This is a genomic window from Nocardia sp. NPDC052316 (assembly GCF_044547795.1).
GTDB lineage: Bacteria > Actinomycetota > Actinomycetes > Mycobacteriales > Mycobacteriaceae > Nocardia.
The window spans coordinates 329,790-352,413 of sequence record NZ_JBIUBB010000003.1 but is presented as its reverse complement, the minus strand read 5'-3'; the positions used below and the strand labels follow the sequence as shown (position 1 = coordinate 352,413).

At 66.9% G+C, this 22,624-nt stretch carries 19 protein-coding genes and 2 tRNA genes; 12 read left to right on the top strand and 9 right to left on the bottom strand.

Annotation, left to right across the window (positions count from 1 at the left end; all coding sequences use genetic code 11):
• Window positions 1–16 precede the first annotated feature (16 nt).
• Window positions 17–1,132, bottom strand: coding sequence for a ferredoxin reductase (locus tag ACIHA7_RS14260; RefSeq protein WP_397289326.1), 1,116 nt, complete (start codon window positions 1,130–1,132; stop codon window positions 17–19).
• 192 nt (window positions 1,133–1,324) lie between these two features.
• Here ACIHA7_RS14260 and ACIHA7_RS14255 point away from each other — a divergent pair, with 192 nt between their 5' ends.
• Both ACIHA7_RS14255 and ACIHA7_RS14250 read left to right on the top strand, forming a co-directional pair.
• On the top strand, window positions 1,325–1,945 hold the full coding sequence (locus ACIHA7_RS14255) for a TetR family transcriptional regulator (protein ID WP_147128926.1): 621 nt from the start codon (window positions 1,325–1,327) through the stop codon (window positions 1,943–1,945).
• Between the two features lie 107 nt (window positions 1,946–2,052).
• A complete protein-coding gene (locus tag ACIHA7_RS14250) occupies window positions 2,053–2,631 on the top strand; it encodes a hypothetical protein (protein WP_397289324.1) in 579 nt (192 codons plus the stop codon).
• Window positions 2,632–2,647: 16 nt separating this feature from the next.
• Here the strand turns inward: ACIHA7_RS14250 and ACIHA7_RS14245 are convergent, their stop codons facing one another.
• From ACIHA7_RS14245 to ACIHA7_RS14235, 3 genes are all read right to left on the bottom strand, one after another.
• A complete protein-coding gene (locus tag ACIHA7_RS14245; protein ID WP_397289322.1) occupies window positions 2,648–3,061 on the bottom strand; it encodes a nuclear transport factor 2 family protein in 414 nt (137 codons plus the stop codon).
• A 90-nt stretch (window positions 3,062–3,151) separates the two neighbouring features.
• Window positions 3,152–5,182 carry an FAD-dependent oxidoreductase gene (locus ACIHA7_RS14240; RefSeq protein WP_397289320.1) on the bottom strand — a complete coding sequence of 677 codons (2,031 nt, stop codon included), beginning with the start codon at window positions 5,180–5,182 and terminating at the stop codon, window positions 3,152–3,154.
• Window positions 5,183–5,203: 21 nt separating this feature from the next.
• Window positions 5,204–5,761, bottom strand: a complete 558-nt coding sequence (locus ACIHA7_RS14235; RefSeq protein ID WP_397289318.1) for a PadR family transcriptional regulator — start codon at window positions 5,759–5,761, stop codon at window positions 5,204–5,206.
• A 409-nt stretch (window positions 5,762–6,170) separates the two neighbouring features.
• On the opposite strand from ACIHA7_RS14235, the gene ACIHA7_RS14230 reads away from it, so the two are divergent.
• The 4 genes from ACIHA7_RS14230 to ACIHA7_RS14215 all read left to right on the top strand — a co-directional run bounded on the left by ACIHA7_RS14230 (window position 6,171) and on the right by ACIHA7_RS14215 (window position 11,390).
• A complete protein-coding gene (locus ACIHA7_RS14230) occupies window positions 6,171–7,529 on the top strand; it encodes an MFS transporter (RefSeq protein ID WP_397289316.1) in 1,359 nt (452 codons plus the stop codon).
• Between the two features lie 105 nt (window positions 7,530–7,634).
• On the top strand, window positions 7,635–8,438 hold the full coding sequence (cmrA, locus tag ACIHA7_RS14225; RefSeq protein ID WP_397289314.1) for a mycolate reductase: 804 nt from the start codon (window positions 7,635–7,637) through the stop codon (window positions 8,436–8,438).
• Window positions 8,439–8,591: 153 nt separating this feature from the next.
• Window positions 8,592–9,935, top strand: a complete 1,344-nt coding sequence (gene lysA / locus ACIHA7_RS14220; RefSeq protein WP_135235334.1) for a diaminopimelate decarboxylase — start codon at window positions 8,592–8,594, stop codon at window positions 9,933–9,935.
• Between the two features lie 180 nt (window positions 9,936–10,115).
• A complete protein-coding gene (locus ACIHA7_RS14215; RefSeq protein ID WP_397289311.1) occupies window positions 10,116–11,390 on the top strand; it encodes a diaminopimelate decarboxylase family protein in 1,275 nt (424 codons plus the stop codon).
• A gap of 121 nt (window positions 11,391–11,511) precedes the next feature.
• Here ACIHA7_RS14215 and ACIHA7_RS14210 read toward each other — a convergent pair whose 3' ends face one another.
• Window positions 11,512–13,377: a helicase HerA-like domain-containing protein gene (locus tag ACIHA7_RS14210; RefSeq protein ID WP_397289309.1), complete on the bottom strand. Its 1,866-nt coding sequence runs from the start codon at window positions 13,375–13,377 to the stop codon at window positions 11,512–11,514.
• A 206-nt stretch (window positions 13,378–13,583) separates the two neighbouring features.
• Here ACIHA7_RS14210 and orn point away from each other — a divergent pair, with 206 nt between their 5' ends.
• Both orn and ACIHA7_RS14200 read left to right on the top strand, forming a co-directional pair.
• A complete protein-coding gene (gene orn / locus ACIHA7_RS14205) occupies window positions 13,584–14,234 on the top strand; it encodes an oligoribonuclease (RefSeq protein WP_397289307.1) in 651 nt (216 codons plus the stop codon).
• 55 nt (window positions 14,235–14,289) lie between these two features.
• Window positions 14,290–14,362, top strand: a tRNA-His gene (locus ACIHA7_RS14200).
• A 200-nt stretch (window positions 14,363–14,562) separates the two neighbouring features.
• Here the strand turns inward: ACIHA7_RS14200 and ACIHA7_RS14195 are convergent.
• On the bottom strand, window positions 14,563–15,777 hold the full coding sequence (locus tag ACIHA7_RS14195) for an Ig-like domain-containing protein (protein WP_397289304.1): 1,215 nt from the start codon (window positions 15,775–15,777) through the stop codon (window positions 14,563–14,565).
• 305 nt (window positions 15,778–16,082) lie between these two features.
• Here ACIHA7_RS14195 and ACIHA7_RS14190 point away from each other — a divergent pair.
• Window positions 16,083–16,155 (top strand) — tRNA-Lys (locus ACIHA7_RS14190).
• Window positions 16,156–16,313: 158 nt separating this feature from the next.
• Here the strand turns inward: ACIHA7_RS14190 and ACIHA7_RS14185 are convergent.
• On the bottom strand, window positions 16,314–16,784 hold the full coding sequence (locus ACIHA7_RS14185; protein WP_397289302.1) for a hypothetical protein: 471 nt from the start codon (window positions 16,782–16,784) through the stop codon (window positions 16,314–16,316).
• A 524-nt stretch (window positions 16,785–17,308) separates the two neighbouring features.
• Between ACIHA7_RS14185 and ACIHA7_RS14180 the strand changes: the two genes are divergently transcribed.
• Together ACIHA7_RS14180 and ACIHA7_RS14175 are read left to right on the top strand one after the other, a co-directional pair.
• Window positions 17,309–17,653 (top strand): hypothetical protein, encoded by a 345-nt coding sequence (locus ACIHA7_RS14180; protein ID WP_397289300.1) that lies wholly within the window; start codon window positions 17,309–17,311, stop codon window positions 17,651–17,653.
• A complete protein-coding gene (locus tag ACIHA7_RS14175) occupies window positions 17,646–18,998 on the top strand; it encodes an RNA polymerase sigma factor (protein ID WP_397289298.1) in 1,353 nt (450 codons plus the stop codon). The genes ACIHA7_RS14180 and ACIHA7_RS14175 overlap by 8 nt, the downstream gene beginning before the upstream one ends.
• 70 nt (window positions 18,999–19,068) lie before the next feature.
• Here ACIHA7_RS14175 and ACIHA7_RS14170 read toward each other — a convergent pair whose 3' ends face one another.
• Entirely contained in the window at window positions 19,069–20,268 is a 1,200-nt protein-coding gene (locus ACIHA7_RS14170; RefSeq protein WP_397289296.1) for a CynX/NimT family MFS transporter, read from the bottom strand.
• Window positions 20,269–20,348: 80 nt separating this feature from the next.
• On the opposite strand from ACIHA7_RS14170, the gene ACIHA7_RS14165 reads away from it, so the two are divergent.
• Window positions 20,349–20,825, top strand: a complete 477-nt coding sequence (locus ACIHA7_RS14165; protein WP_397289294.1) for an RrF2 family transcriptional regulator — start codon at window positions 20,349–20,351, stop codon at window positions 20,823–20,825.
• A 73-nt stretch (window positions 20,826–20,898) separates the two neighbouring features.
• Here ACIHA7_RS14165 and ACIHA7_RS14160 read toward each other — a convergent pair whose 3' ends face one another.
• Window positions 20,899–22,353, bottom strand: coding sequence for an FAD-binding oxidoreductase (locus ACIHA7_RS14160; RefSeq protein ID WP_397289292.1), 1,455 nt, complete (start codon window positions 22,351–22,353; stop codon window positions 20,899–20,901).
• Between the last annotated feature and the right edge of the window lie 271 nt (window positions 22,354–22,624).

Below are 22,624 nucleotides of genomic sequence, written 5' to 3'. Positions count from 1 at the left end.
AATCCTTTGCTCGGGTTCAGATGTCGATGTCGACGTCGCCAACGGGGGCGTTGATGCAGAGCTGGATGGGCTGATCCGGGTCACTGTCGGTCTCGCCGGTGCGCAGGTTGCGGGTGCAACCGGTGCGCCGGACCGCGGTGCAGGAGAAGCAGATTCCCATCCGGCAGCCGTACTCCGGGCTGAGTCCGGCGGCCTCGGCCTGCTCGAGCAGGGGCGCGCCGTTGTTGTCCGCGGCGACACCGCTTGCCGAGAAGCGCACCGTGCCGAAGGCCTCGTCCGCGTCGACTGGGGTGAGCGAGAGGGTGAACTCCTCGGTGTGCAGCCGATCGTCGAGCTGCTCGGCCTCGTAGATCTTGCGCACCGAGTCCATCAGCGACTGCGGGCCGCAGACGTAGGTGTGCGCCTCGGCGAACCACGGCGCCACCCGCTCCAATTCGTCGTAGTCGAAGTACCCGTTCGACTTCGCGTTCGCCACGTCGACCCACGGCGCCGAGGTGTCGACGCCGGTGGTGTCGGGCCGCCACGGATGGCGCAGCTCGATCCGAAAGTTCTTGTGCCGCTCGGCGATCGCTTCGAGCTCCGCGCGGTGCGGAACCACCTCGGGCGACTTCGCGTAGTGCAGGAAAACGACCTCACCCGGGTAGCCCTCCTCGGCCAGGGTGCGCAGCATCGACAGCACCGGCGTGATACCGCTGCCGCCGCTGATCAGCAGCACCCGCTCCGGGCGCGGGTCGACCAACTGGAAGACACCGGCGGCCTGCTCGAGATCGACCACCATGCCGGGGGTCGCGTTGCGGGCGAGGTACTGCGAGACCAGGCCCTCGGGGTGCGCCTTCACGGTGAGCTGAAGGTGCCTGCCCCGGCCGCCCGCCGGGTTCACCGGCGAATAGCAGCGCGTGTGGCGGACACCGTTGATCACCACGCCGATCTGGACGTACTGCCCGGCGGCGTGACCTTTCCATTGCCGGGTCGGGCGCAGCGTGAGGGTCACCGACCCCGGGACCGAACGGTCGACCTGGATGATCTCGGCGCGCATCTCCCGCGCGGTGAGGGTTGGGCGCACGAGTTCCAGATACCGGTCCAGCGGATGCGGTGTGGTCAGGGTCTGCACCAGGTTGATGAGATCCACCATTCGTTACTCCGTGCCTCTATGTCGGGGCTGTTCGACTTGCAGGAGCCGCGACGTTGCGTTCCAATTTCAGTGCACGTCTGTACACTCAACTAGTGTGACTGATGACCGGGGTCAGGTGTCAACCGGCAAAACATGTGACGCGAACAACATCTGGAGATAAGACGAATGGTGAACGGATGTATGCTCACCGTGATGACTGAGCAGGCAGAAACCCGAGGCGAGCGCAAGGAGCGCACGCGGCAGGCCCTACTGGACGGCACCCTCGCCCTGGCTGCCGACCGTGGCTTCGCGGCGCTGAGCCTGCGTGAGATCGCCCGCTCGGCAGGCATCGTGCCGACCGCCTTCTACCGGCACTTCGCGTCGCTGGACGACCTCGGCGCGCAGCTGGTCGACGACGGCATCACCGCGTTGCGCCTCGCGCTGCGCGAGGTACGGCGCAAACCGGACGCGAGCCTGTCCGACACGGTGCGATTCGTGTTCGCTCAGGTGGAGCCGAAACGCGAACTGTTCGGCTTCCTCACCCGGGAGCGGCACGGTGGGTCCGCGGCGCTGCGCAAATCCATTGCGCTGGAACTCCAATTGATCGTCCGCGAACTCGTCGCGGACCTCTCCCGCATTCCCGCGCTGGACTCCTGGAGTCACGCGGATCTGGAGATCGCCGCCGACCTCCTGGTCTCGACCGTCACCGACGGCATCGTCGCCTACATCTCGGCGCTGCCGCGTGAACGGGACGCGATCATCGATCGCACCGTGCAGCAGATGCGGTTGATCTCGCTGGGCATGGGCGCGTGGTGGCCGCCGAAAGAGCGGTAGATCCGCCGCGATAGCGCGATTCGGCTCGCCTGACCAGCAGGTCACGCCACCGAATGCCCGCTGCCGAATCGCGCACACGTAGCCGCCGGCTCTGAGAGCCTTTTCCTATGACATCGGCGGCCGAGGACATCGTGCGGGGTTCCCTGTTTGTCGACTACATCGGCCTGTTCGTTCCGGCGGGCGTGGTCACCGGAGCGCTGATCGCCGCGTTCGTCGCGTGGTGGAACGAGCGAAGATCGCCCTTGGATCAGCTCAAGTCCCTCATCGAGATCCGCAAGGACTGGCCCGCGTATCTCCAGGGTGTCGAGGCCGTCGACTACGAGATCGGCAGACAACTCGCCAAATTGCGCATCGCCGCCGACGTGGCCGACCTACCCGGCTATCGACTGCAAGTGGACAGCGGACTTGCGGCGGTACAGCAGGCGCGGCGACGCCGACAACGCACCACCCGTCGGCTCATGTTCTGGCTGACCATGGCCGCCATCGTCATCGGCACCAGCCTCTACTGGTCCGAGCGTTACCCCGACCGGCCGGCGAACGAGCGATTCTGGGTAGCCCTGATCGTCGTTTCACTGGCCGGCCCGGTACTGACGCTGGCCCGCGACCTCTGGGAAAGCCGACGCAAGAAGATCGCCCGCGCGGAGTTGCTTCGTACTACACCAGCCAGCAAAGACGTATGGCGCTGACCCTACAAGTCCGCCGCTAGCCGAAGACCATGGTGCGGGCGCGGGCGGTGTCCATGTATTCGCGGACGCGGTGGATGCGGCCTTCGTGGAGTTCGAAGATGAAGCAGTAGTCGTTTTCGTAGGCGTTGCCGTTGGCGAGGGTGGCGCTCATGGTTTCCTCCACGATGACGCGGTCGCCTTCGGCGTAGAAGCCGTGGAAGGTGAGGTTGACGTCTTTGGCGAACATCTTGGCGAAGCCGTAGGCGAGGAAGTCGGCGATCGCGTCCCGGCCGATCATGTGGCTTGGGCCGTTCATGAAGACCGCGGTGGCGTTCTGCGGGGGTGCGAGCCACTCCGCGTCCTCGGTGAAGAACGCGGATATCTGGTCGAAATCGTGCGTGGCGAAGGCCTTCCACGCGTTCTGCACGATGGTTTTGCTGTCCTGAGTCACTTGGCCAGCGTTGCGAAGATCTCGCCGCGACGCTGGCGGAAATCAGACGAGGTCACCCGGTGTCGCCCTTCGGCGACACCGGGCTCATACTCAGAGTCGCGCGGCGAGGCGGGTGCCCTGATCGATGGCGCGCTTGGCGTCCAGCTCGGCGGCCAGTTCGGCGCCGCCGATGAGGTAGAGGTTCATGCCCGCGGCACGCAGCTCGTCCTCCAGATCGCGGACCGATTCCTGGCCCGCGCAGATGATCACGTTGTCGACCGGGATCAGTTGGGGGCGTTGGCGTTTCTCGCCGAAGCTGATGTGCAGGCCGTGGTCATCGATGCGCTCGTAGTTGACGCCGCCGATGTGATCGACCCCCTTGGCTTTGAGGGCGGCGCGGTGCACCCAGCCGGTGGTCTTGCCGAGGTCCTTGCCGAACGGCGTCGTCTTGCGTTGCAGGAGAACGACTTCGCGGGCGGCCGGCGACGGCTTCGGCTTGGTGAGCTGCCCGCGTGCCTGCTCGTCGTCGGCGGTGACGCCCCACTCTTCCTTCCACTCGTCGAGCTTGAGCGTGGGATGCCCCTCGACGGTGAGGAATTCGCTCACGTCGTAGCCGATACCGCCCGCTCCGATGACCGCGACGCGCTTGCCGACCGGGCGCTCCTCGCGCACCAGCTCGGCATAGGACAGCACCATCGGGTGGTCGATGCCGGGGATGTTCGGGATGCGCGGCTTCACGCCGGTGGCCAGCACCACCTCGTCGTAGCGGGCCTCGATGAGTTCGGCGGCGGTCACTCGCCTGTTCAAATGCACGATCACACCGGTGACTTCGAGCATCCGGCGGTAGTACCGGATCGACTCGTTGAACTCTTCCTTGCCCGGAATGCGGCGGGCGATGTCGAACTGACCGCCGATCTTGTCGTCGGCCTCGAACAGATCGACGTGGTGCCCGCGTTGGGCGAGGTTGACCGCCGCGGACAGCCCCGCCGGACCCGCACCGACCACCGCGACGCGCTTGGTGCGCCGGGTGGGCAGCAGCTTCAGCTCGGTCTCGTGTCCGGCGCGCGGATTCAGCAGGCAGGACACGGTCTTGTGCTGGAAAGCGTGGTCCAGGCAGGCCTGGTTGCAGGCGATGCAGGTGTTGATCTCGTCGACCCGGTCCTGCTTGGCCTTGTTCACCCACTCGGGGTCGGTGAGGAACGGGCGCGCCAGCGAAACCAGTTGCGCGTCACCGCGAGTCAGGATCTCCTCGGCGATCTCCGGCATGTTGATCCGGTTGGACGCACACACCGGAATGTTCACCTGCTCGGTGATTTTCGCGGTGAACTCGACGAACGCCGCACGCGGCACCGAGGTCACGATGGTCGGGACGCGCGCCTCGTGCCAGCCGATGTCGGTGTTCAGGATGTCCGCGCCCGCGGCTTCGAGTTCCTTTGCCAGCGCCACGATTTCGTCGAACGTCTGGCCGTTCTCGACCAGCTCGGCCATGGAGAGCCGGAACACGATGATGAAGTTCGGCCCGACCGCAGCGCGGGTGCGGCGCACGATCTCCACCGCGAGGCGGCGCCGGTTCTCCGGCGAGCCACCCCACTTGTCGGTGCGCTTGTTGGTGCGCGGCGCGAGGAACTGATTGATGAAATAGCCCTCACCGCCCATGATTTCGCAGCCGTCGTACCCGGCGAACTGGGCGAGTTTCGCGCAGCGCGCGTAGTCGTCGATGGTCTGCTCGACGCCCTTGGCCGAGAGCTTGCGCGGCCGGAACGGATTGATCGGCGCCTTGATCGACGAGGCGGAGACGCTGCCGGGCAGGTAGGAGTAGCGGCCCGCGTGCAGGATCTGGATGGCGATCTTGCCGCCCTCCTTGTGCACCGCCTTGGTGATCACCCGGTGCCGGTACGCCTCGGTCTTATTGGTCAGCTTGTTGCCGAATGGCAGCAGCCAACCGGTGCGGTTGGGTGCGTAGCCACCGGTGATGATCAGGCCGACACCGCCGCGGGCCCGCTCGGCGAAGTAGGCCGCCAGCTTGTTGGTGTCCCAGGCGCGGTCCTCCAGGCCGGTGTGCATCGACCCCATCACCACGCGATTGCGCAGGGTGGTGAAGCCGAGGTCGAGCGGCTCGAACAAATGGGGGAAGGCACTCATGCCTGTCTCACCTTTCTCCGGTCAATCGCCGCGCGGGGCTGTCGCGGGCGGATGCAGGGCGTGCAGAACTTCGTCGCACCATTCGATGAACCCCGACTCCACGCGGACGCCCGCGCGCAAGACGAGGTACTGGTGCAGAGCCGTACCGGAGAGCTGATCCGGTGCCGGAAAGTCGCGTTTCTCGATGAGGCGATAGACGTCGAGGCGTTGGGCGTGCTCGGCACGGTGGCGCGCGACCTCGGTGCGCAGCGCGCCGATATCGCCGTAGGCGGCGGCGCGGATCTTGACCGCGAGCTCGTTGCGCGGGGTGCCGGTATCGGAGGGTTCGGCGATCCAGCGGGCCAGCTCGGCGCGGCCCGCCGCGCTCACCGCGTAGACCTTCTTGTCCGGTCGGCCGTCCTGGGCCACCGACTCGCTGCTCAGCCAGCCGGATTCCTCCATGCGCTTGAGCACGCGATAGATCTGCTGATGCGTCGCGCTCCAGAAGTACCCGATGGACTTGTCGAAGCGGCGCGCCAGCTCATACCCCGAGCCGGCTCGCTCGGTCAGCGATACCAGCAACGCGTGCTCGAGGGCCATGCGGCCAGAATAGCCGTGACACCCAGTACTATGCAACTGAGTGCATACTCTGCCATTGGTGTCGAGCGTTGACCCGTTGTCACGGCTGATCCGCATTAGGCTGCGCGGCATGAGGGAGCGCAGCGAGCGAGTCGCGCCACAGCGCGCATTGCGCATGTCGGGAGCCGAGCGCTGGCGAGGTGCACGCATGAGCGAGCGAGTCGTGTTGGAGTGCGCTTTGCGCATCCCGGAGCCGAGCGCCAACGAGGTGGAGGCATGAGCGAGCGCCGCGAGCGAATCGTGTCACAGCGCGCTTCGCGTATGCCGGAGCCGAGCGCCAGCGAGGTGGAGGCATGAGGGAGCGCCGCGAGCGAATCGTGTCACAGCGCGCTTCGCGTATGCCGGAGCCGAGTGCCAGCGAGGTGGAGGCATGAGCGAGGTGGATGCGCGGGCGACTGTAGGACAGGCCGCCGGGCGCGGGCAGGTGGCGGCTTGGGGGCTGTGGGACTGGGGGTCGTCGGCGTTCAACGCGGTGATTCTCACGTTCGTGTTCTCGGTGTACCTGACCGACAAGGTCGGTGACGATCTGCCGGGCGGGATTTCGCCGAGTGCGTGGCTGGGGTGGGCGCTTGGTCTGGCCGGGCTGGTGGTGGCGGTGACGGCGCCGGTCAGCGGGCAACGGTTCGACGCGACCGCGAAACGTAAACGCTCCCTTGCTGTTTTGACCGCGCTCTGCATCGCGTCGATGACGCTGATGTTCTTCGTGCACGACGACTATCACTACCTGTGGCTCGGGCTGGTACTGCTCGGGCTGGGCTCCGCGTTCTTCGAACTGGCCAGCGTGCCGTACAACGCGATGCTGCGTCAGGTGTCGACGCCCGCGACGGTCGGCCGGGTGTCCGGGTTCGGTTGGGCGATGGGCTATTTCGGCGGCATTTTCTTGCTGCTGATCTGCTACTTCGGGTTCATCGCCGGTGACGGTGACACGCGCGGGCTGCTCGGTATACCGACCGATGACGGGCTCAACATCCGGTTGGTCGCCATTGTTGCGGCGGTCTGGTTCGCCGCGTTCGCGCTGCCGGTGTTGTTCACGGTGCCCGAATTGCCGCGCACCGACGCCGATCCCGGCGCGGCCAACGCGGGGTTCTTCGCGTCGTACCGGATTCTGGCCCGCGACCTGCGCGAGCTGTGGGTGACCGATCGGCGCACGGCCGCGTTCCTGATCGCCAGTGCGATATTCCGCGACGGCCTCGCGGGAGTGTTCACTTTCGGTGCGGTGCTTGCGGTTCGGGTATACGACATCGCGGACTCCGACGTGCTGCTGTTCGGCGTCGCCGCCAATGTGGTTGCGGCACTCGGCGCGATCGTGGCGGGCCGCTTCGACGACCGCGGCGGACCCAAGATCGTCATCGTGGTCTCGCTGACCGCGATGATCATCTGCGGCCTCGCGCTGCTCGCAGTCTCCGGACCACTGATGTTCTGGATCTTCGGACTCCTGCTCACCCTCTTCGTCGGCCCGGCCCAGTCCGCGGCCCGTTCCTTCCTCGCCCGCCTGGCCCCACCCGGCCGCGAAGGTCAGCTCTTCGGCCTCTACACCACCACCGGCCGCGCCGTCTCCTTCCTGGCCCCTACCTTCTTCGGCCTCTTCGTCTGGTTCTTCGACGCCGACCGAGCAGGCATCATCGGCATCGTCCTCATCCTTGTCCTCGGCCTGCTCGCCCTGCTCCCCGTCCGCTCCCCCGACCCCACCGAGATCGCCACCCCACCGAAGATCGACCGACTCACCTGAGCCCGGCAGAGGGGCGCGGCCCACTCGCGCCGCCGCCGCCACTGTCCTTGTTCAGCAAGGCGGGCACAGGATGGATGGCGGCGGCGGATCGCATAGGCTCCTGGCGTGAGCTTGCCCTCCCCTACTTCTGAGAATCGCGCGGTGGTTACCGGCGCCTCCTCCGGCATCGGCACCGCGTTGGCCGCCGAACTCGCCGCGCGCGGGTATTCGTTGATTTTGGTTGCGCGGCGCGGCGAGGTGCTGACCGAGCTGGCGCAGCGGCTGACGTTGGCGCACGGGATCGCCGCCGAGGTGCGCGCGGTGGACCTCGCCGATCGGACGCAGCGTGCGGCGCTGGTCGAGGAGCTCTCGGCGCGCACCATCTCGATCCTGTGCAACAACGCCGGGATCGCGACGTTCGGCGCCGTCGCCGAGCTCGATCCGAGTTACGAGCGTGCGCAGCTGGAGCTGAATGCCATTGCGGTGCATGACCTCACGCTCGCCGTGCTGCCGGGCATGATCGCGCGCGGCAGTGGCGGCATTCTGATCAGCGGGTCGGCGGCGGGGAACATGCCGATTCCCAATAACGCCACCTACGCGGCGAGTAAGGCGTTCGCCAACACCTTCAGTGAGTCGTTGCGCGGGGAGCTCAAGGGTTCCGGCGTCCATGTCACGCTGCTGGCACCTGGCCCGGTGCGCACCGATGCGCCCGATCCGGCCGACGCATCGATCGTCGACCGGTTGGTGCCCGACTTCATGTGGGTGTCCTCGGAGTACACGGCGAAGGTGTCCATCGACGCGCTGGCCCGCAACAAGATGCGGGTGGTGCCCGGACTGATCAGCAAGGGGATGAGCGTGGCGGGCCAGTACGGTCCGCGCGCGGTCACCGCGCCGATCGCGGGTGCCTTCTACAAGAAGCTCGGCGGCTAGCGAGACGCACCTCACGACCGGGGTCAGGGATCCGTCAAGATCGGGCCCTCGGTCGTCAAGCAGCCGTAAGCTGGACGTTTGCCCCAGCGGAATCGGCGTAGTCCTGACAGCGGCCCCGCATACGGAATAGCGGGGGCGCACACAGGAGACACCGTGACGCTGCTGGAAATCTTCCCGTCGCTGAAGTCGGGAATGCCCTCTCGTCTCGACTCGGCCGTATGGCCGCGCGACACGCATTACGACGACGCGGGTCGCATCACCATCGGCGGGGTGGCGCTGGCCGACATCGCCGACCAGTACGGCACTCCGACCTACGTCCTCGACGAGCGCGAGGTCAGGGAGCGCTGCCGCGCCTACCGCAAGGCCTTCCCGGAGGCCGAGATCATCTACGCGGGTAAGGCATTGATGATCCGCGCGGTCGCCAACTGGGTCTCCCAGGAGGGGCTGTCGGTGGATGTGTGCTCGTCCGGCGAGCTGGCCATCGCGCTGGCGGCCGGCGTGGCTCCGCGCCGAATCATCATGCACGGCAACGGGAAATCGTTCGATGAACTGACCGCCGCGATCAAGGCCGGGGTCGGCCGGATCGTGGTCGACTCGCTGGCCGAGATCACGCTGCTCTCGGCGCTGGTCACCGACTCGCAGAATGTGCTGCTTCGCCTGTCCCCCGGCATCGACGTACACGGACATCCCGCGGTGAAGACCGGCGTCACCGATCAGAAGTTCGGCTTCCCGCTCGGCGGCGACACGGCCGCGGAGGCGGTGGCGCGCATTCTGCGGCAGCCGAAACTGAACCTGGTCGGCTTCCACTGCCACCTCGGCTCGCAGATCTGCGACCCGGACTACTACGGCGAGGCCGTGCGCCGGGTGGTCGCCGAGATGGCGCGGGTCCGGCAGGACCACGGACACCTGCTGACCGAGCTCGACCTCGGCGGCGGGCACGCGGTCGCCTACCGCACCGGCGATCCCGAGATGAACCTCGGCGAACTCGCCGCGATCATCGAGGACGCGTTGGACGCGGCCTGCGCACGGCAGCACTTCCCGCGCCCGCACATCTCGCTGGAGCCGGGCCGGGCCATCGTCGCGCACGCGGGCGTGACGCTGTATCGGGTGCTCTCGGTCAAGCACATCGAGGGCGGACACACCTATGTGACCGTCGACGGCGGGATGAGCGACAACCCGCGCGTCGCGTTGTACGGCGCGCGCTACAGCGTTGTCGTCGCGAACCGACACCCTACTTGCGCCAGCATGACCGCGACGGTGGCAGGCCGCTTCTGCGAGGCGGGCGACATCCTGGCGACCGACGTCCAGCTGCCGGTGGACCTGCGGCCCGGCGAGGTGCTCGCGGTGCCGTCCACCGGCGCGTACCACCACAGTCTGGCCTCGTCCTACAACAGCGTCGGCCGGCCGCCGATCGTCGCGGTGCGGCACGGGCAGTGCCGGGAGCTGGTGCGCCGGGAGACCATCGCCGATCTGATGTGCCGCGACGTCGGCTGCTGAGTGTCCCGCCGGACCGCGCGGCGTTTGCTCGCCGCGCGGTCGGGCGTGTCAGTGATCCGTCAAGATCGGGTCGAGGGTGGTCAACGTTGCGCTAAGCGACCGCTCTCGGGCGGTCCGGCGGCGTAAGCCTTGGTAGGCCCCGCAGATGGAGAAAGCGGGGAGCGGATCAGGAGAGCACCCGTGACGCTAGTGGACTTCTTCGCGCCGATGCGGTCGGGAACTACCGCGCACCTGGACTCCGCGGTATGGCCCAGCGATGCGAGGTATGACGACGAGGGCCGGATTGTGGTCGGTGGGGTCGCACTCGCCGACATCGCCGAAACGTACGGCACCGCCGCGCGGGTACTGGACGAACGGGAAGTTCGTCAGCGCTGCCGCGCCTATCGCAACACCTTCCCCGAGACCGAGATCGCTTACGCTGCAGCCGCTTTACTGGTCGGGGCGGTGGCCGACTGGGTCACCGACGAAGGGCTTTCGGTGGTCGCGTGCACGTCCGGCGAGTTGACCGCCGCACTCACGGCGGGGGTCGACCCTGAGCGAATTATTCTGCATGCCAACGGCGTATCCCGCGAGACGCTGGAGACCGCGGTGGCGCGGCGGGTCGGCCGGATCGTGGTCAGTTCGCTCGCCGAGATCGAGCTGCTCACCGCGGTCGTCACGGCCCGCCCGCAGCGGGTGCTGTTGCGCTTGGCTCCTGGCATCGAAGGGGACGCCGTCCATGAGGCGGACCGACCAGGGTTTCCGCTCGGTGGAGCCACCGCCGCGGCCGTGGCGCGCGTACTGGGCGCGCCGATGCTCGATCTGATCGGCTTCCACTGCCACCTCGGGTCGCAGATCTACAACCCCGATCACTATGGTGAAGCGATCCGTCGGATGGTCGCCGAGATGGCGGTGGTCCGGCACGAGCATGACCGGATGCTCACCGATCTCGACCTCGGCGGCGGGCACGCGATCGCCTACCGCAACGGTGACGCGGAGATGAACCTCGCCGAGCTGTCCGCGATCATCGAGGACGCGCTCGACGCGGCGTGTGCCCGGCAACACTTTCCGCGGCCGAAGGTTGTTCTCGAACCGGGGCGCGGGATCGTGGCGCGGGCCGGGGTGACGCTGTATCGGGTGTTGTCGGTCAAGCACAGCGACGGCGGGCATGTCTCCGTCGTCATCGACAGCGAGACACGCACGCGGGCAGGTACTTTCGCGGGAACAGTAGTGGCGAATCGCTCGACGACCGGTCCGCTGGTGAGCGCGACCGTCGCGGGGCGAGCGGGCGATGTCATCCTCGCTACCGACGTGCGGCTGCCCGCCGACCTGCGGGCCGGTGAGTTGCTTGCCGTCCCGTGCACCGGTGCGTATCAGCACGGCGCGCCACGCACTCGCGTCATCGCGGTGCGCGAGGGGCACTATGCGCAGCTCGTCCGCCGCGAACCGAGTCTGCTCGATCGTGACGCGAGCTGACGGACTCGATCACGGCGCGCGCTGAGCCCGCTCGATCGTGGAGCGCGCCCGGCGACGACACGAGCTGAGCCTGCACACGATTTCCCGCACACCACACTGTGTGCGGGAAATCGACTGGTAGTCAGCGCTTTCGGGTACCGAAGATGCTGCGGCTGATCTCCCGGCCTGCGGCGGTCGCCGCCGAACGCAGGAAGCTCTTGACCGCAGGGTTTTTCATGATGCGCTCGGCGGTGGAATCCTCGTCGGTCTTCGATGCGCGACCGGGCGCCGGTGCGGCTTCCGGGCTCTGTTCTGCCGCAGCGACTTTCGCTGCGAGCAGTTCGTAGGCCGACTCGCGGTCGACGGTCTGGCCGTACTTGCCGTGCAGCGAGCTGGACAGTGCCCGTGACTTGATCGCTTCGTCGCCGATGGTGTCCATCAGTGAGCGAGGCGGCTGAATCCTGGTCCACGCCACCGGAGTCGGTGCGCCCTGCTCCGACAGCACCGTCACCACAGCCTCACCGGTGCCGAGCGAAGTGAGGGCCTTCTCCAGGTCGTAGGTGCTGGTCTTGGGGTAGGTGCGCACCGTCTTGGACAGCGCCTTCTGATCGTCCGGGGTGAAGGCGCGCAGTGCGTGCTGGATGCGCGCACCCAGTTGGGAGAGCACCTGATTCGGGATGTCGGTGGGCAGCTGCGTGCAGAAGAACACGCCGACACCCTTGGAGCGGATCAGCTTGACGGTCTGCTCGACCTGGTCCAGGAACGCCTTCGACGCGTCCGCGAACAGCAGGTGCGCCTCGTCGAAGATGAAGACCAGCTTGGGCTTGTCCACGTCGCCCACCTCGGGCAGCGTCTGGAACAGATCGGCGAGCACCCACATCAGGAAGGTGGAGAACATCACCGGCCGCGCCGCCTGCGCGCCGAGCTCGAACAACGTGACGACGCCCTGGCCGCCCGCGGTGCGCACCAGATCGCTCGGATCCAGCTCCGGCTCACCGAAGAAGGTGTCGCCGCCATCGGCCTCCAGATTGACCAGCGAGCGCAGGATGACGCCCGCAGTGGCCGCCGAGACGCCGCCGATGCCCTTGAGATCGTCCTTACCCTCGGCGCTGGTGAGATGCGTGATGACGGCGCGCAGGTCCTTGAGATCCAGCAGCGCGAGGCCGTTCTTGTCCGCCCAGTGGAAGATCAGGCCGAGCGTGGATTCCTGAGTCTCGTTGAGCCCGAGCACTTTACTGAGCAGCACCGGCCCGAACGAGGTGATGGTGGCGCGAATGGGGACACCGATGCCGTTGGTGCCGAGCGAGACGAATTCGGTCGGGAAGCCCGTGGGCTGCCAGTCCTCGGCGCCGGTTTCGGCGGCACGGGCGCTCAGCTTGTCGTTGGCCGCGCCCGGCTGCGACAGTCCCGACAGGTCGCCCTTGATGTCGGCGAGTACCACGGGAACCCCGGCGGCCGAGAGTTGCTCGGCGATGCCCTGCAGGGTCTTCGTCTTACCGGTGCCGGTCGCGCCTGCCACGAGGCCGTGCCGGTTCATGGTGCGCATCGGAATGCGCACCCGCGCCGCCGGATCCACCTCGCCGTCGACCACGACGGTGCCGAGCTCCAGCGCCACCCCGTCGAACGCGTACCCCGCCGCGATCTCCTGAGCGGCCACCGCCCCCTTGCCCGCTGCGGCATCCGCCTTCTGATCACCCTTGCCGGCCGACGCGGCATCCGCCTTCTGCTCGGCCTTGCTCGCTGCTTCGGCGGCGGCAGCGGCGGTCTCGTCGGCCTTGGCCGCCGCGCTCTCCGCTTTGGCCTTCGCCTTGGCCTGCGCCCTCTTCTCACCCGCCTCCTGCTCGGCAAGCTCGCGTTCGGCGGCCTCCGCGGCCGCAGCCGCCTCCGCAGCGACCCGCGCCGCGTCCTCAGCAGCCTTACGCGCCGCAGCGGCCTTCTCCTGGGGGCTGGGCCCGCCCGCCGCCCGACCACCGCCCCCCATCGAATCGCTTCGCGATCCTGACTCCATTGCGTCCTCCGTCTGGTCTGACTCGAAACTGCTAACGCAGTGTTTGCTGTCGTACCGAAAACGCTTGTGCCGATCTCGAGAAACTGTATCCCCGCACACCCCTCTGGCGGGCTCGCCTCCCTGCGCGGGAGCAGACTTCTCCTTCGAAAGACCCGTTCGCGCGCCGCCGCAGGCAGCACGAAAACGACACAGCTAATGTTGCTGCCGTGTCAGATAAATACGTGGTGTGGATGGATTGCGAGATGACGGGCCTGCGCCTGGACAGCGACAAGCTGATCGAGGTGGCCGCACTCGTGACCGATAGCGACCTCAACATCCTCGGCGAGGGTGTGGACGTGGTGATCCACGCCGATGACGCGGCGCTGGCCGCCATGCCCGCGGTGGTCGTCGACATGCACGCGCGCTCCGGATTGACCGAGGAGGTGCGCCGCTCCACGGTCACCATGGCCGAGGCCGAGCAGCTGGTGCTCGACTACATCCGCCAGTACGTGCCCACCCCGCGCACCGTGCCGCTGGCCGGTAACTCGATCGCCACCGACCGGGGCTTCATCGCCCGCGACATGCCCACCCTGGACGCCCACCTGCACTACCGGATGATCGACGTGAGCTCGATCAAGGAGCTGTGCCGCCGCTGGTACCCGCGCATCTACTTCGGACAGCCGGAGAAGGGCCTGGCCCACCGCGCGCTGGCCGACATCAAGGAATCCATCCGCGAGCTGGAGTACTACCGCCGGACCGCGTTCGTCGCACCCCCCGGGCCGTCCACCACGGAGATCGCCGCGATCGCCGCCGAGATCGGCAGCGCCGCCGGACCCGCCGAATCGGCCCAGGTCAACGCCTCGTCGGAAACCGATTAGGGAGACGAAGGGGTGACACGCTAATATCGACGGCGCCGGTATTCATCCGGTGATGGTGACCGTAGTTCAGTTGGTAGAGCACCAGGTTGTGATCCTGGCTGTCGCGGGTTCGAGTCCCGTCGGTCACCCTGAGAGGCCCGGGTGGAGAGAAATCTCCACCCGGGCCTTTTTCTTCTTGCCCGGTGCCCGTCCGGCTGTAGCAACAGCCCGCACAACTTCTGACGAGTTGCACACCGACTTGCCGCACTGACACGCGCGCGGATGTCACAACGAGTGCAAACGAAAAGCGGGCCACCAGCTGCTGCTGATGGCCCGTTGACGTTGCCGCTCAACGCGGGTCGGCGTTGCCTGCCTTCCACACCGGCCACGGGATGTTCCAGTCCCCCAAACCGTCCACGCCGGACAGGGTTCCGCCGACGGTGTTCTTGATGATGGTGATGTCGCCACGCTTCGCGTTCTGATAGACCCACTGCGCGTTCGCCGGGCTCAGGTTCAGACAACCGTGGCTGGTGTTGCTGTAACCCTGCTGCCCGACCGACCACGGCGCGGAGTGGAAGAAGATGCCGCTGTAGGAGATTCGCGTCGCGAAGTCCACCGGCGTCTTGTACCCGTCCGGTGAGTTCACCGCCACACCGTAGGTCGAGGAGTCCATGATGATCTTCTCGTGCCGGTCACTGACGATGTAGATGCCGTTGTCGGTGGGCGTGCTGTTCTTGCCCATCGAGGTCGGCATGGTCCGCACCACCTCACCGTTCTTCTCGACCACCACCTGCTTGGTGTTGTCGTCCGCAGTGAAGATCACCGCATCGCCGATGGTGAAGTACGAGTGGATGTTGTCCTGGCCGTACAGGCCGTCACCGAGATCACGGCCATACACGTTCACATCGATCGTGACCTTCGTCCCCGGCGCCCAGAAATTCTCCGGCCGCCACCGGACCTCGCGATTGTTCACCCAATAGAACGCGCCCTCCACCGGGGGCTCGGTGGTGATTTTGATCGCATCCTGGGCCGCCTTGCGGTCCGGAATCGTCTCGTCGAACTGAATCGCCACCGGCTGGCCGATACCGACCACCTCACCCTCGCCGGGCAGCAGATACGGCTTGGTCTGGCTGTCCGGGGAGCTGGTGGTGAAGCTCAGCATGGTGGAGCTGGCGCCGCCGAGGCCGATCGCGTCCGCCTTCAAGCGGTAGACCTTGCCGTAGCCGAGCACCTCGGTGGTCTCCCAGGACCGGCCGTCGGCGGCCAGCCTGCCGTTCACCGGCTTGCCCTGCGCGTTCACCAGCGTGACGTTGGTCAACTTTCCGTCCTCGACCTGGAAGGCCAGCGGCACACCCGGCGAGACCCCCATCTCGCCATCCTTGATCGGGGACAGCAGCTTCGGCTTGATCAGCTCGACCAGCGGGTTCCGGTCGATGGCGATCGACGACGAATCCGCCGAGTCCGACGAAGAGCACCCCGATAACACCGACGCGGCCACCGCGAATACGACGAGAGGTGCGGTGATATGTCGTATCCACCGACGCCGACCATGACCAACGCTCATTCCAACCCCGTTTCAAGTCTCGGTGCATCAGAAGCACACCGATGGCTTCGGATCCCAACCGCCTACAGCTCAACCCGCCGTGTCTGCGGAGCGGTCGAGACCACGTTCGGTCATTCTGCCAGTCCGAGACGCTCGCACCAACGCGAATGCCGCGCCGACACAGACGTGTTACACCGGATAGATCCGAACTGTCCGGTTCGGCGTTAACACCCGCCAACGAACCGTCATCACCCCCGCTCAGGACGCGATTTCACATCTGCCGCCTCGGCCTGTTAAGGTTTGTCCCGCACCGGAACACGGAGCAAGCGCCATTAGCTCAATTGGCAGAGCAGCTGACTCTTAATCAGCGGGTTCGGGGTTCGAGTCCCTGATGGCGCACATAACAGAAGCCCTGATAGCTCCACTATCAGGGCTTTCCTCATTTCACACCGTCTTCGGTGGCTCCGATGTGGCCATGGGCCCGATCCGGTCCCGAACTCATCCCCTTCGCTCACCTCGGCCGGCACCCGGACAGTCCAGTGCAGAGGCTTTCTCCACTACCCGGGAGAGATATGCAGACCGTCTCGCTTCGCCCGCACGGTCACACCCGGCACCGGCTGCCCGCGATCAACAAACGATGCGGCCCAACCATCCGGGCCATCCAGCCAATGCAACAACCAGGTCCCCGGATCCCTCGTATCCGCGACAACACCCGGCGCGCGCTGCGCGTCATGAAACGGGTAGCCCGGAAACGCCGCCCACACTGCCTGCAATACCTCCCCCGCCTGGTCCGCGGTCACCCGCCGATCCAAACTTGCGAGGAATGCGGCCTGCGCAACATTCATGTGCTGCGCCGACTTCCGCATCTCCTTCCACACCGCAATCACCTGGTCCGGATCCGAGTCTGGCCATGCCGAACCAATCGCCGCCACAAACGTGTCCTCCGCCGTACGCAGCGCCTGCTCCGCCGCCTCATACGAGCGGGATGACAGCACGGCGTGTTCGATCCAACGGTGTTGCTCACCCATGGCGGCAAACCTAGACGTTTGGGGTGACACAGCGCTGTCGCGAGCCTCGGGCATCATCCGGTTCCGTACCAACCAAACCCGGTCTGGCCGCGGCTCCAGTCCATCGAGTCCGAACGATGTGCCCGCCAAGACCTCCGGTCTCATCGACTCCTGGGCCGCCCTCGAAGCCGACCAGGACGACTACAGCTAGCCGCGCGGGGGCTTCAGTTCCCATCCCGTTTGCCAACGAGGCCATGCCTCCTCATTGCCCAATTACCTCGCTCCACTCGGCCGCATCAAGGACCACCTTCGGTGTCCGTGGGCTCCCGCACCGATCCCGCCTAGTCGTGGCGCACCATTCGGGCCACCGGGATGAGCAGCAAGGTGGACCCGGCCGCGAGCACCCCGGCCTGCCGTGGTGTCAGGACGCTCACCGCTCGTGCCGACCAGTGCGTAGCTCGGCTCGGATGCTGCACCGCTGCTCGCGGGCTGTCGAACCGTCCAGCACCGGGGTCAGCTGATCTGCCCTGCGGATCCGGCGCGGTGTGGACCCGGCGGCAGTCTTCTTCAAGATTCTTTGCGGTAAGCCGGATTTCGGGTCCGGAGCACTACACATCCTTTGCGCCCCCACCACGGCGGAACGAAAGGACATGGCGGTGGACGCAATGAATGTCAGGATGATCGGGCTTCGGGTCAGTTTGCTGGCGGCACTAATCGTCACCGGTGATCTGTTGCTGGACAATGAAATTGCCCGAGATCTCGCACTGCTGGCCGGACAGCTGACGATAGAATTGCTGCTGTCCGGAGCCGATACGGCCACGAGTCGACTTCCCGGAAACAACCCCGACGATGCCGCATCGGATCGGGCGGGCGGTGGAAGCGATGACTGACCGATCACCTGCCAGCAGCGAGCAATTGGCCGCTGCGGTCGTCTCCGGTGATCGTGCGGCCTGGACCCGGTTGTATCACCTGTGGACGCCGCGGATCTATGGATTCTTTTTGGCTCGGCTGCAAGACGACCTGGTGGCCGCCGAAGATCTGGTGCAGGAGACGATGTTCGAGGCTTGGCGGTCACTCGAGCTTCGGCAGACACCGCCGCGCGAGTTCCAGCCCTGGATTTTCCGGATCGCCCGCAACCGGTTCGCCGGCTATTTCAAGGCCCGCAAGCCCGAACAATCCGCCGGTCTGACGATGGAGACCTTCAAACCCAGCGATTTCGCCGTCGGCGCCCTGCGGGCGGTGGAGATGCGGCGGGACTGGCCCTGGTTCATCGACCTGCTCAACGATGCGATCGAGAGCATGCCCGACAATTACCGCGAGGTGCTGCGGACCTCGCTCGCGACCGAAGCCACCGGCGCCGATCTGGCCGACCTGCTCGGCCTGACGGCCGAGGACGCGACGAAATGGCGCTCCGATGGCGTCAAGATGTTCTATGACGCCACCGCGGTGACCCTGATGGCTCGCGGCACCGCCGGTACCCCGTGCCGGGGTTTTGCCAGGCAGCTCAAACGAGCGGGCTGGTCCGACGGCCCGCTCGGCGAGTCCCTCCGGGAAAAGCTGACTCGGCACGTCGGTAAGTGTCATGCCTGCCAGGAGCACCGCACGAAACTGAAGAAGACGCTCGAGCTGACGCCGGTGTTCGTGCCCGTGCTCGTCCCGTCGTCGGTGTTCGCGGCCATCGCCGCGGCCACCGACCCCGACGAGCAGGGCGACGGCCGCAACCAGAAGCGGCAAGCAGCAGCTGCCCCTGCGCTCGCCGCCGTGACTACAAAAGGCCAGCCGCCGGATCCATCAGCGCAGAAGTCCTCGGCGAGTACGGCGTTGGATGCGATCGGCAGTTTCTTCGGGATGCTGGTGGTGGTCGGTTTAACGATCACGCTGCTCCAAAAGTTCGCGCCGGAGGTCTTCGAAAAGCTGCCGAGCACCCGTCCGGCAACGGTGCAGCTGGATATGTCCGTGGACGCCGGTACTCGTGTGCACGTCGCTCCGATCGGCACGACGTGCAGTCCCATTGCGGGGACTTGCACGTCGCGGTGGCGGCCAGGCACGCAGGTAACGCTGACCGCCGAACCCTCGGAATACACCGAGGGTCCGCTGACCTGGATGGGCTGCCCCACCGGCTCCGACGCCAGATACCCCTGCACGTTCGTCATGACCGGCAACATGACGATCTGCCTCTTCGAGGAACCCTATGACGGCGGGCCACCCCTCGCATGGTGCCGCGGCCGACGATAACGAACAGACCCGGCGGTGACGTCCCCTCGAGCCTGCTTCAACCCTGTCGGCGCCGGATGACGAACCGCGCTTAGTCGCGGCGGACCATTCGGGCCACCGGGATGAGCAACAGGAGCGCCCCGGCTGCGAGCAGGGTGAACGCGAGCCGGAAGTCGCCGGTTCCGTCGCGCAGGGCGCCGACGAGCATCGGCGCCACCGCCGCGGCGGCGTAGCCGAGGAAGAAGGCCATTGCGCTGTATTGTCCCGCCTCGGTGACATCGCGGCTCATGGACACCGGGACCGTCAGTACCAGCGTGAACAGTCCGCCGTGGCCGATGCCGAGCGCGACGATCCACAGCCAGGTGGCAGAGGCGGGACTGAGCGCCAATCCCAGGAATCCGACGGCGGTGAGTGTCACGGTCAGGCCGAGGCCGATGCGCTTGTCTCTGCGCTCGCCGAGCAGGGCAGGCACCGCCAGCATGGCGACGACCTGGATCGAGATCAGCACGGTGAGCAGGTAACCCGCCTCGGCCGCGGGGTAGCCGCTGTCGTGCAACAGTGGTGCGACCCAAGCCAATTCGCAGTAATACAGCGCCGAGTTGCCCGCAGCCAGCAATGTGATCATCCACGCCGTCGCACTGCGCCACGGCAGACCGGTTGTCGCAGGACCCTGCGGCCCGGACACCGCACCGAGCGCCAGCGCCGTCCGCGCCGCCGTCCACAGCACCGCACCACCGATGGCGAGTACGGTCCACGACGCGAGCGCGCCGGGCCAGGAATTTAGCGCGTCGGCCAGCGGTGCGCTGATACCGGCCGCGATGGCGCCGCCCAAGCCCAAACCCGCGGTGTAGATACCGGTGACCAGGCCAGCATGATCGGCGAACCGGGACTTCACGACCGCGGGGAGCAGCGTCTGCGCGATCGCGATGCCCGCGCCAACAGCGGCGGCGCAGCTGAGCTGGAGCCAGGTCGCGGTGCCGAAACCACGTGCGGCGGTGGCGATCCCGACCACCGTCAAGCCGATCAGCACGCCATGCTGCAGACCCCAGCGACGGCCTACCGCAGCGGCGAGGGGTGCGCATAATCCCATCGCGAGGGTGGGGACGGTGGTCAACAGGGCGATCCCGGTCGAGGACAAGCCGAGATCGGCGCGAACTCGATCGACGAGCGGGGACACCGCGGCGATCGCGGGGCGAAGATTGGCCGCCGCGACGAACAGCGCCAGTGCCGCAAACGCCAGCGTCACACGATCTTTCGCGGTGGGAACCGGATGGTCTCGGAGAGTAGCCATGACAAACCTCAATCTCGGACATTTTGTGTCCAAGTTATAACACAGTCTCGGATAGTTGTTGTCCGAGATATGCTGACGGCATGAAGATGTCCATAGGCGTCGAATGGGCCATGCACTGCTGCGTTTCGCTCGGACAGGCGCTGGCACCGATCCCCGCCGCACGACTGGCCGAGCTGCACGGCGTCCCCACGGCTTATCTGGCCAAACATCTTCAAGCGCTGTCGCGAGCAGGCATCGTCCGATCGGTACCCGGGCCCACCGGCGGCTACGTGCTGACGCGTGCCGCCGCGGAGATCAGCATGCTGCAGGTGGTCGAAGCGGTGGACGGTGCCGAACCAGCCTTCCGCTGCACCGAGATTCGGCAGAACGGACCGCTCGGCCTGCCGGCGAAAAGCTGTCGCACGCGCTGCGCGGTCATGCGCGCCATGACCACCGCCGACAACGCATGGCGCACCGCCCTCGCCGCCGTCACCATCGCCGATCTCGCCGCGAGCATCGATGCGGACAGCGATGGAACCGCGCTTGACGACCTGCGCGAATGGTTGAACGCGGGATAGCTGCCCGCCAGTCTCTCTCGCTTGCTCGCGGTCAGCCGCGAGCGGCTCCGCGAAGCGCAGCCGGAGTCACCCCTTACCCGTTGATCCCCCACCGCAGCCGACGGTCCGGGTCTGTGGTCTGACGGAGGAACTGCACTCGCGGGAAGTTGTGTGCGAAACAGCGCTGCACCGTGTCGGTGGGTTGCACGTGGTTGAGGTATCCGCCGGACGAGAAGGGGGTTACGGCGCGGTTTGCGCTGATGATCCAATTGTGGGCTTCGTCGACTGTGCTGGGGGTCCGGACCACCCACTCCAATGCCGCCGCGTGTGCGCGCCACGGGAAAGCGGTGGCGTCGGGAGCGGTCTCCTGGACGGCCCCGTCGAGCGGTTCGGCGACAACCACACCCGACGCCCCACTGTCCGCGCGGGCGGCGATGACACCGACGATGGCGTCGACAACGGCGGGCGAAAACTGGGCGACGACGTCGGAGCCGGCGACCCGGAGCGATCCCGGCCGCGGCCTGCCCATGTCGAGGTCGTGTACCGCGGCCAAGTACTCCAGCGTGCGGTGGTCCGCGGCGGACGGCTCGACCCCGGCGGCGGCGCTCAAGTCCGCGGCGGCCGCGGGTCCGGCACCGGCCGGGCACACCATCCGGACCAGACATTGCAGACCGTCGTCCGCCGAGACGAGGACGCTGGCATACACGCCACGATCGGCGGTGGGCATCCACTGCGCCCAGCCGTTGAGCACACGGGCTGCCTTGTCACCCGGAAAGGTCAGTCGCACCATGTCTTTCGCCGTCGCGGGGATGGTGCGGTAGGTCAAGGAGGTGAGGATGCCGGTGGTGCCCCCCGCACCGCGCAGTGCCCAGAACAGGTCCGGCGCGGTGGCCGCGTCGACTCGTATCGCTTCGCCGTTCGGCCGCACGAGTTCGGCCGAGACCAGCCGGTCGCAGGTCATTCCGTAGCGGCGCACATCGGCCCCGAGACCGCCGCCGACCGTCAAACCGGTGAGCCCGACGCCGGCGCAGACGCCGATCGGCAGGGCCAGACCCGACTCGGCCAGCTGGGTCACCGCCGCGAGACTGGTCACCCCGGCGCCGACGGTGACCTGGTCGGCGCCGACATTGATCTGGTCGAGTTTCCGTACGTCGATCACCAGTGCACCGGTCGAGGCGGACGCGCCGACGAACGAGTGGCCGCCCGATCTGGCGGCGATGGGCAGGCCGTGTTCACGCGCGAAGGACACCGCCGCCTGCACGTCCTGCGGCTGCGCCACCTCGACCACTCCGAGGGGTGTGTTGCCGTCGAACCGCCGGTCGAAAAGCGCTTTCGCCGCTTCGTATTCGCGGTCCTCGGGCAGCACGAGCGTGCCGCGCAATCGACTGCGCAGGCCGGTCCACGCGCTCGAATCCACGGTTGCCGCCGCGGTCCCCGAGCACAGCGTTCCCGCGGCCGCGGCTGCCACGAGCCCGCCCGCCCCACGGATCAGCGAGCGACGCGAAAAGCCCGATGCGGCGAGCCCGGTCGCTTCCGCAGGGTCAGCCATCGGCGTCACGCTGCCCCGCCCTTCGTTGCCGTGTGCGGTTCGGCAACCAGCGGCGCGAGCGGCAGAGCACCTATCCACACAGCGAGCACAGCTTGTCCTCCTAGTTGCGACCGATCCCGAGAGCGTCCGACGACAGCGAAGACCGACGCCTCGTTGTTCGAACAGAGATGATTCGGTGCGACGGCAGCTGTGGATGGACCGCGACTGCCCGCGGTTACCGGCGCCGTGATCGTTTCTTGAACTGACCACGACGCATTTGCCTTTCGGGCGG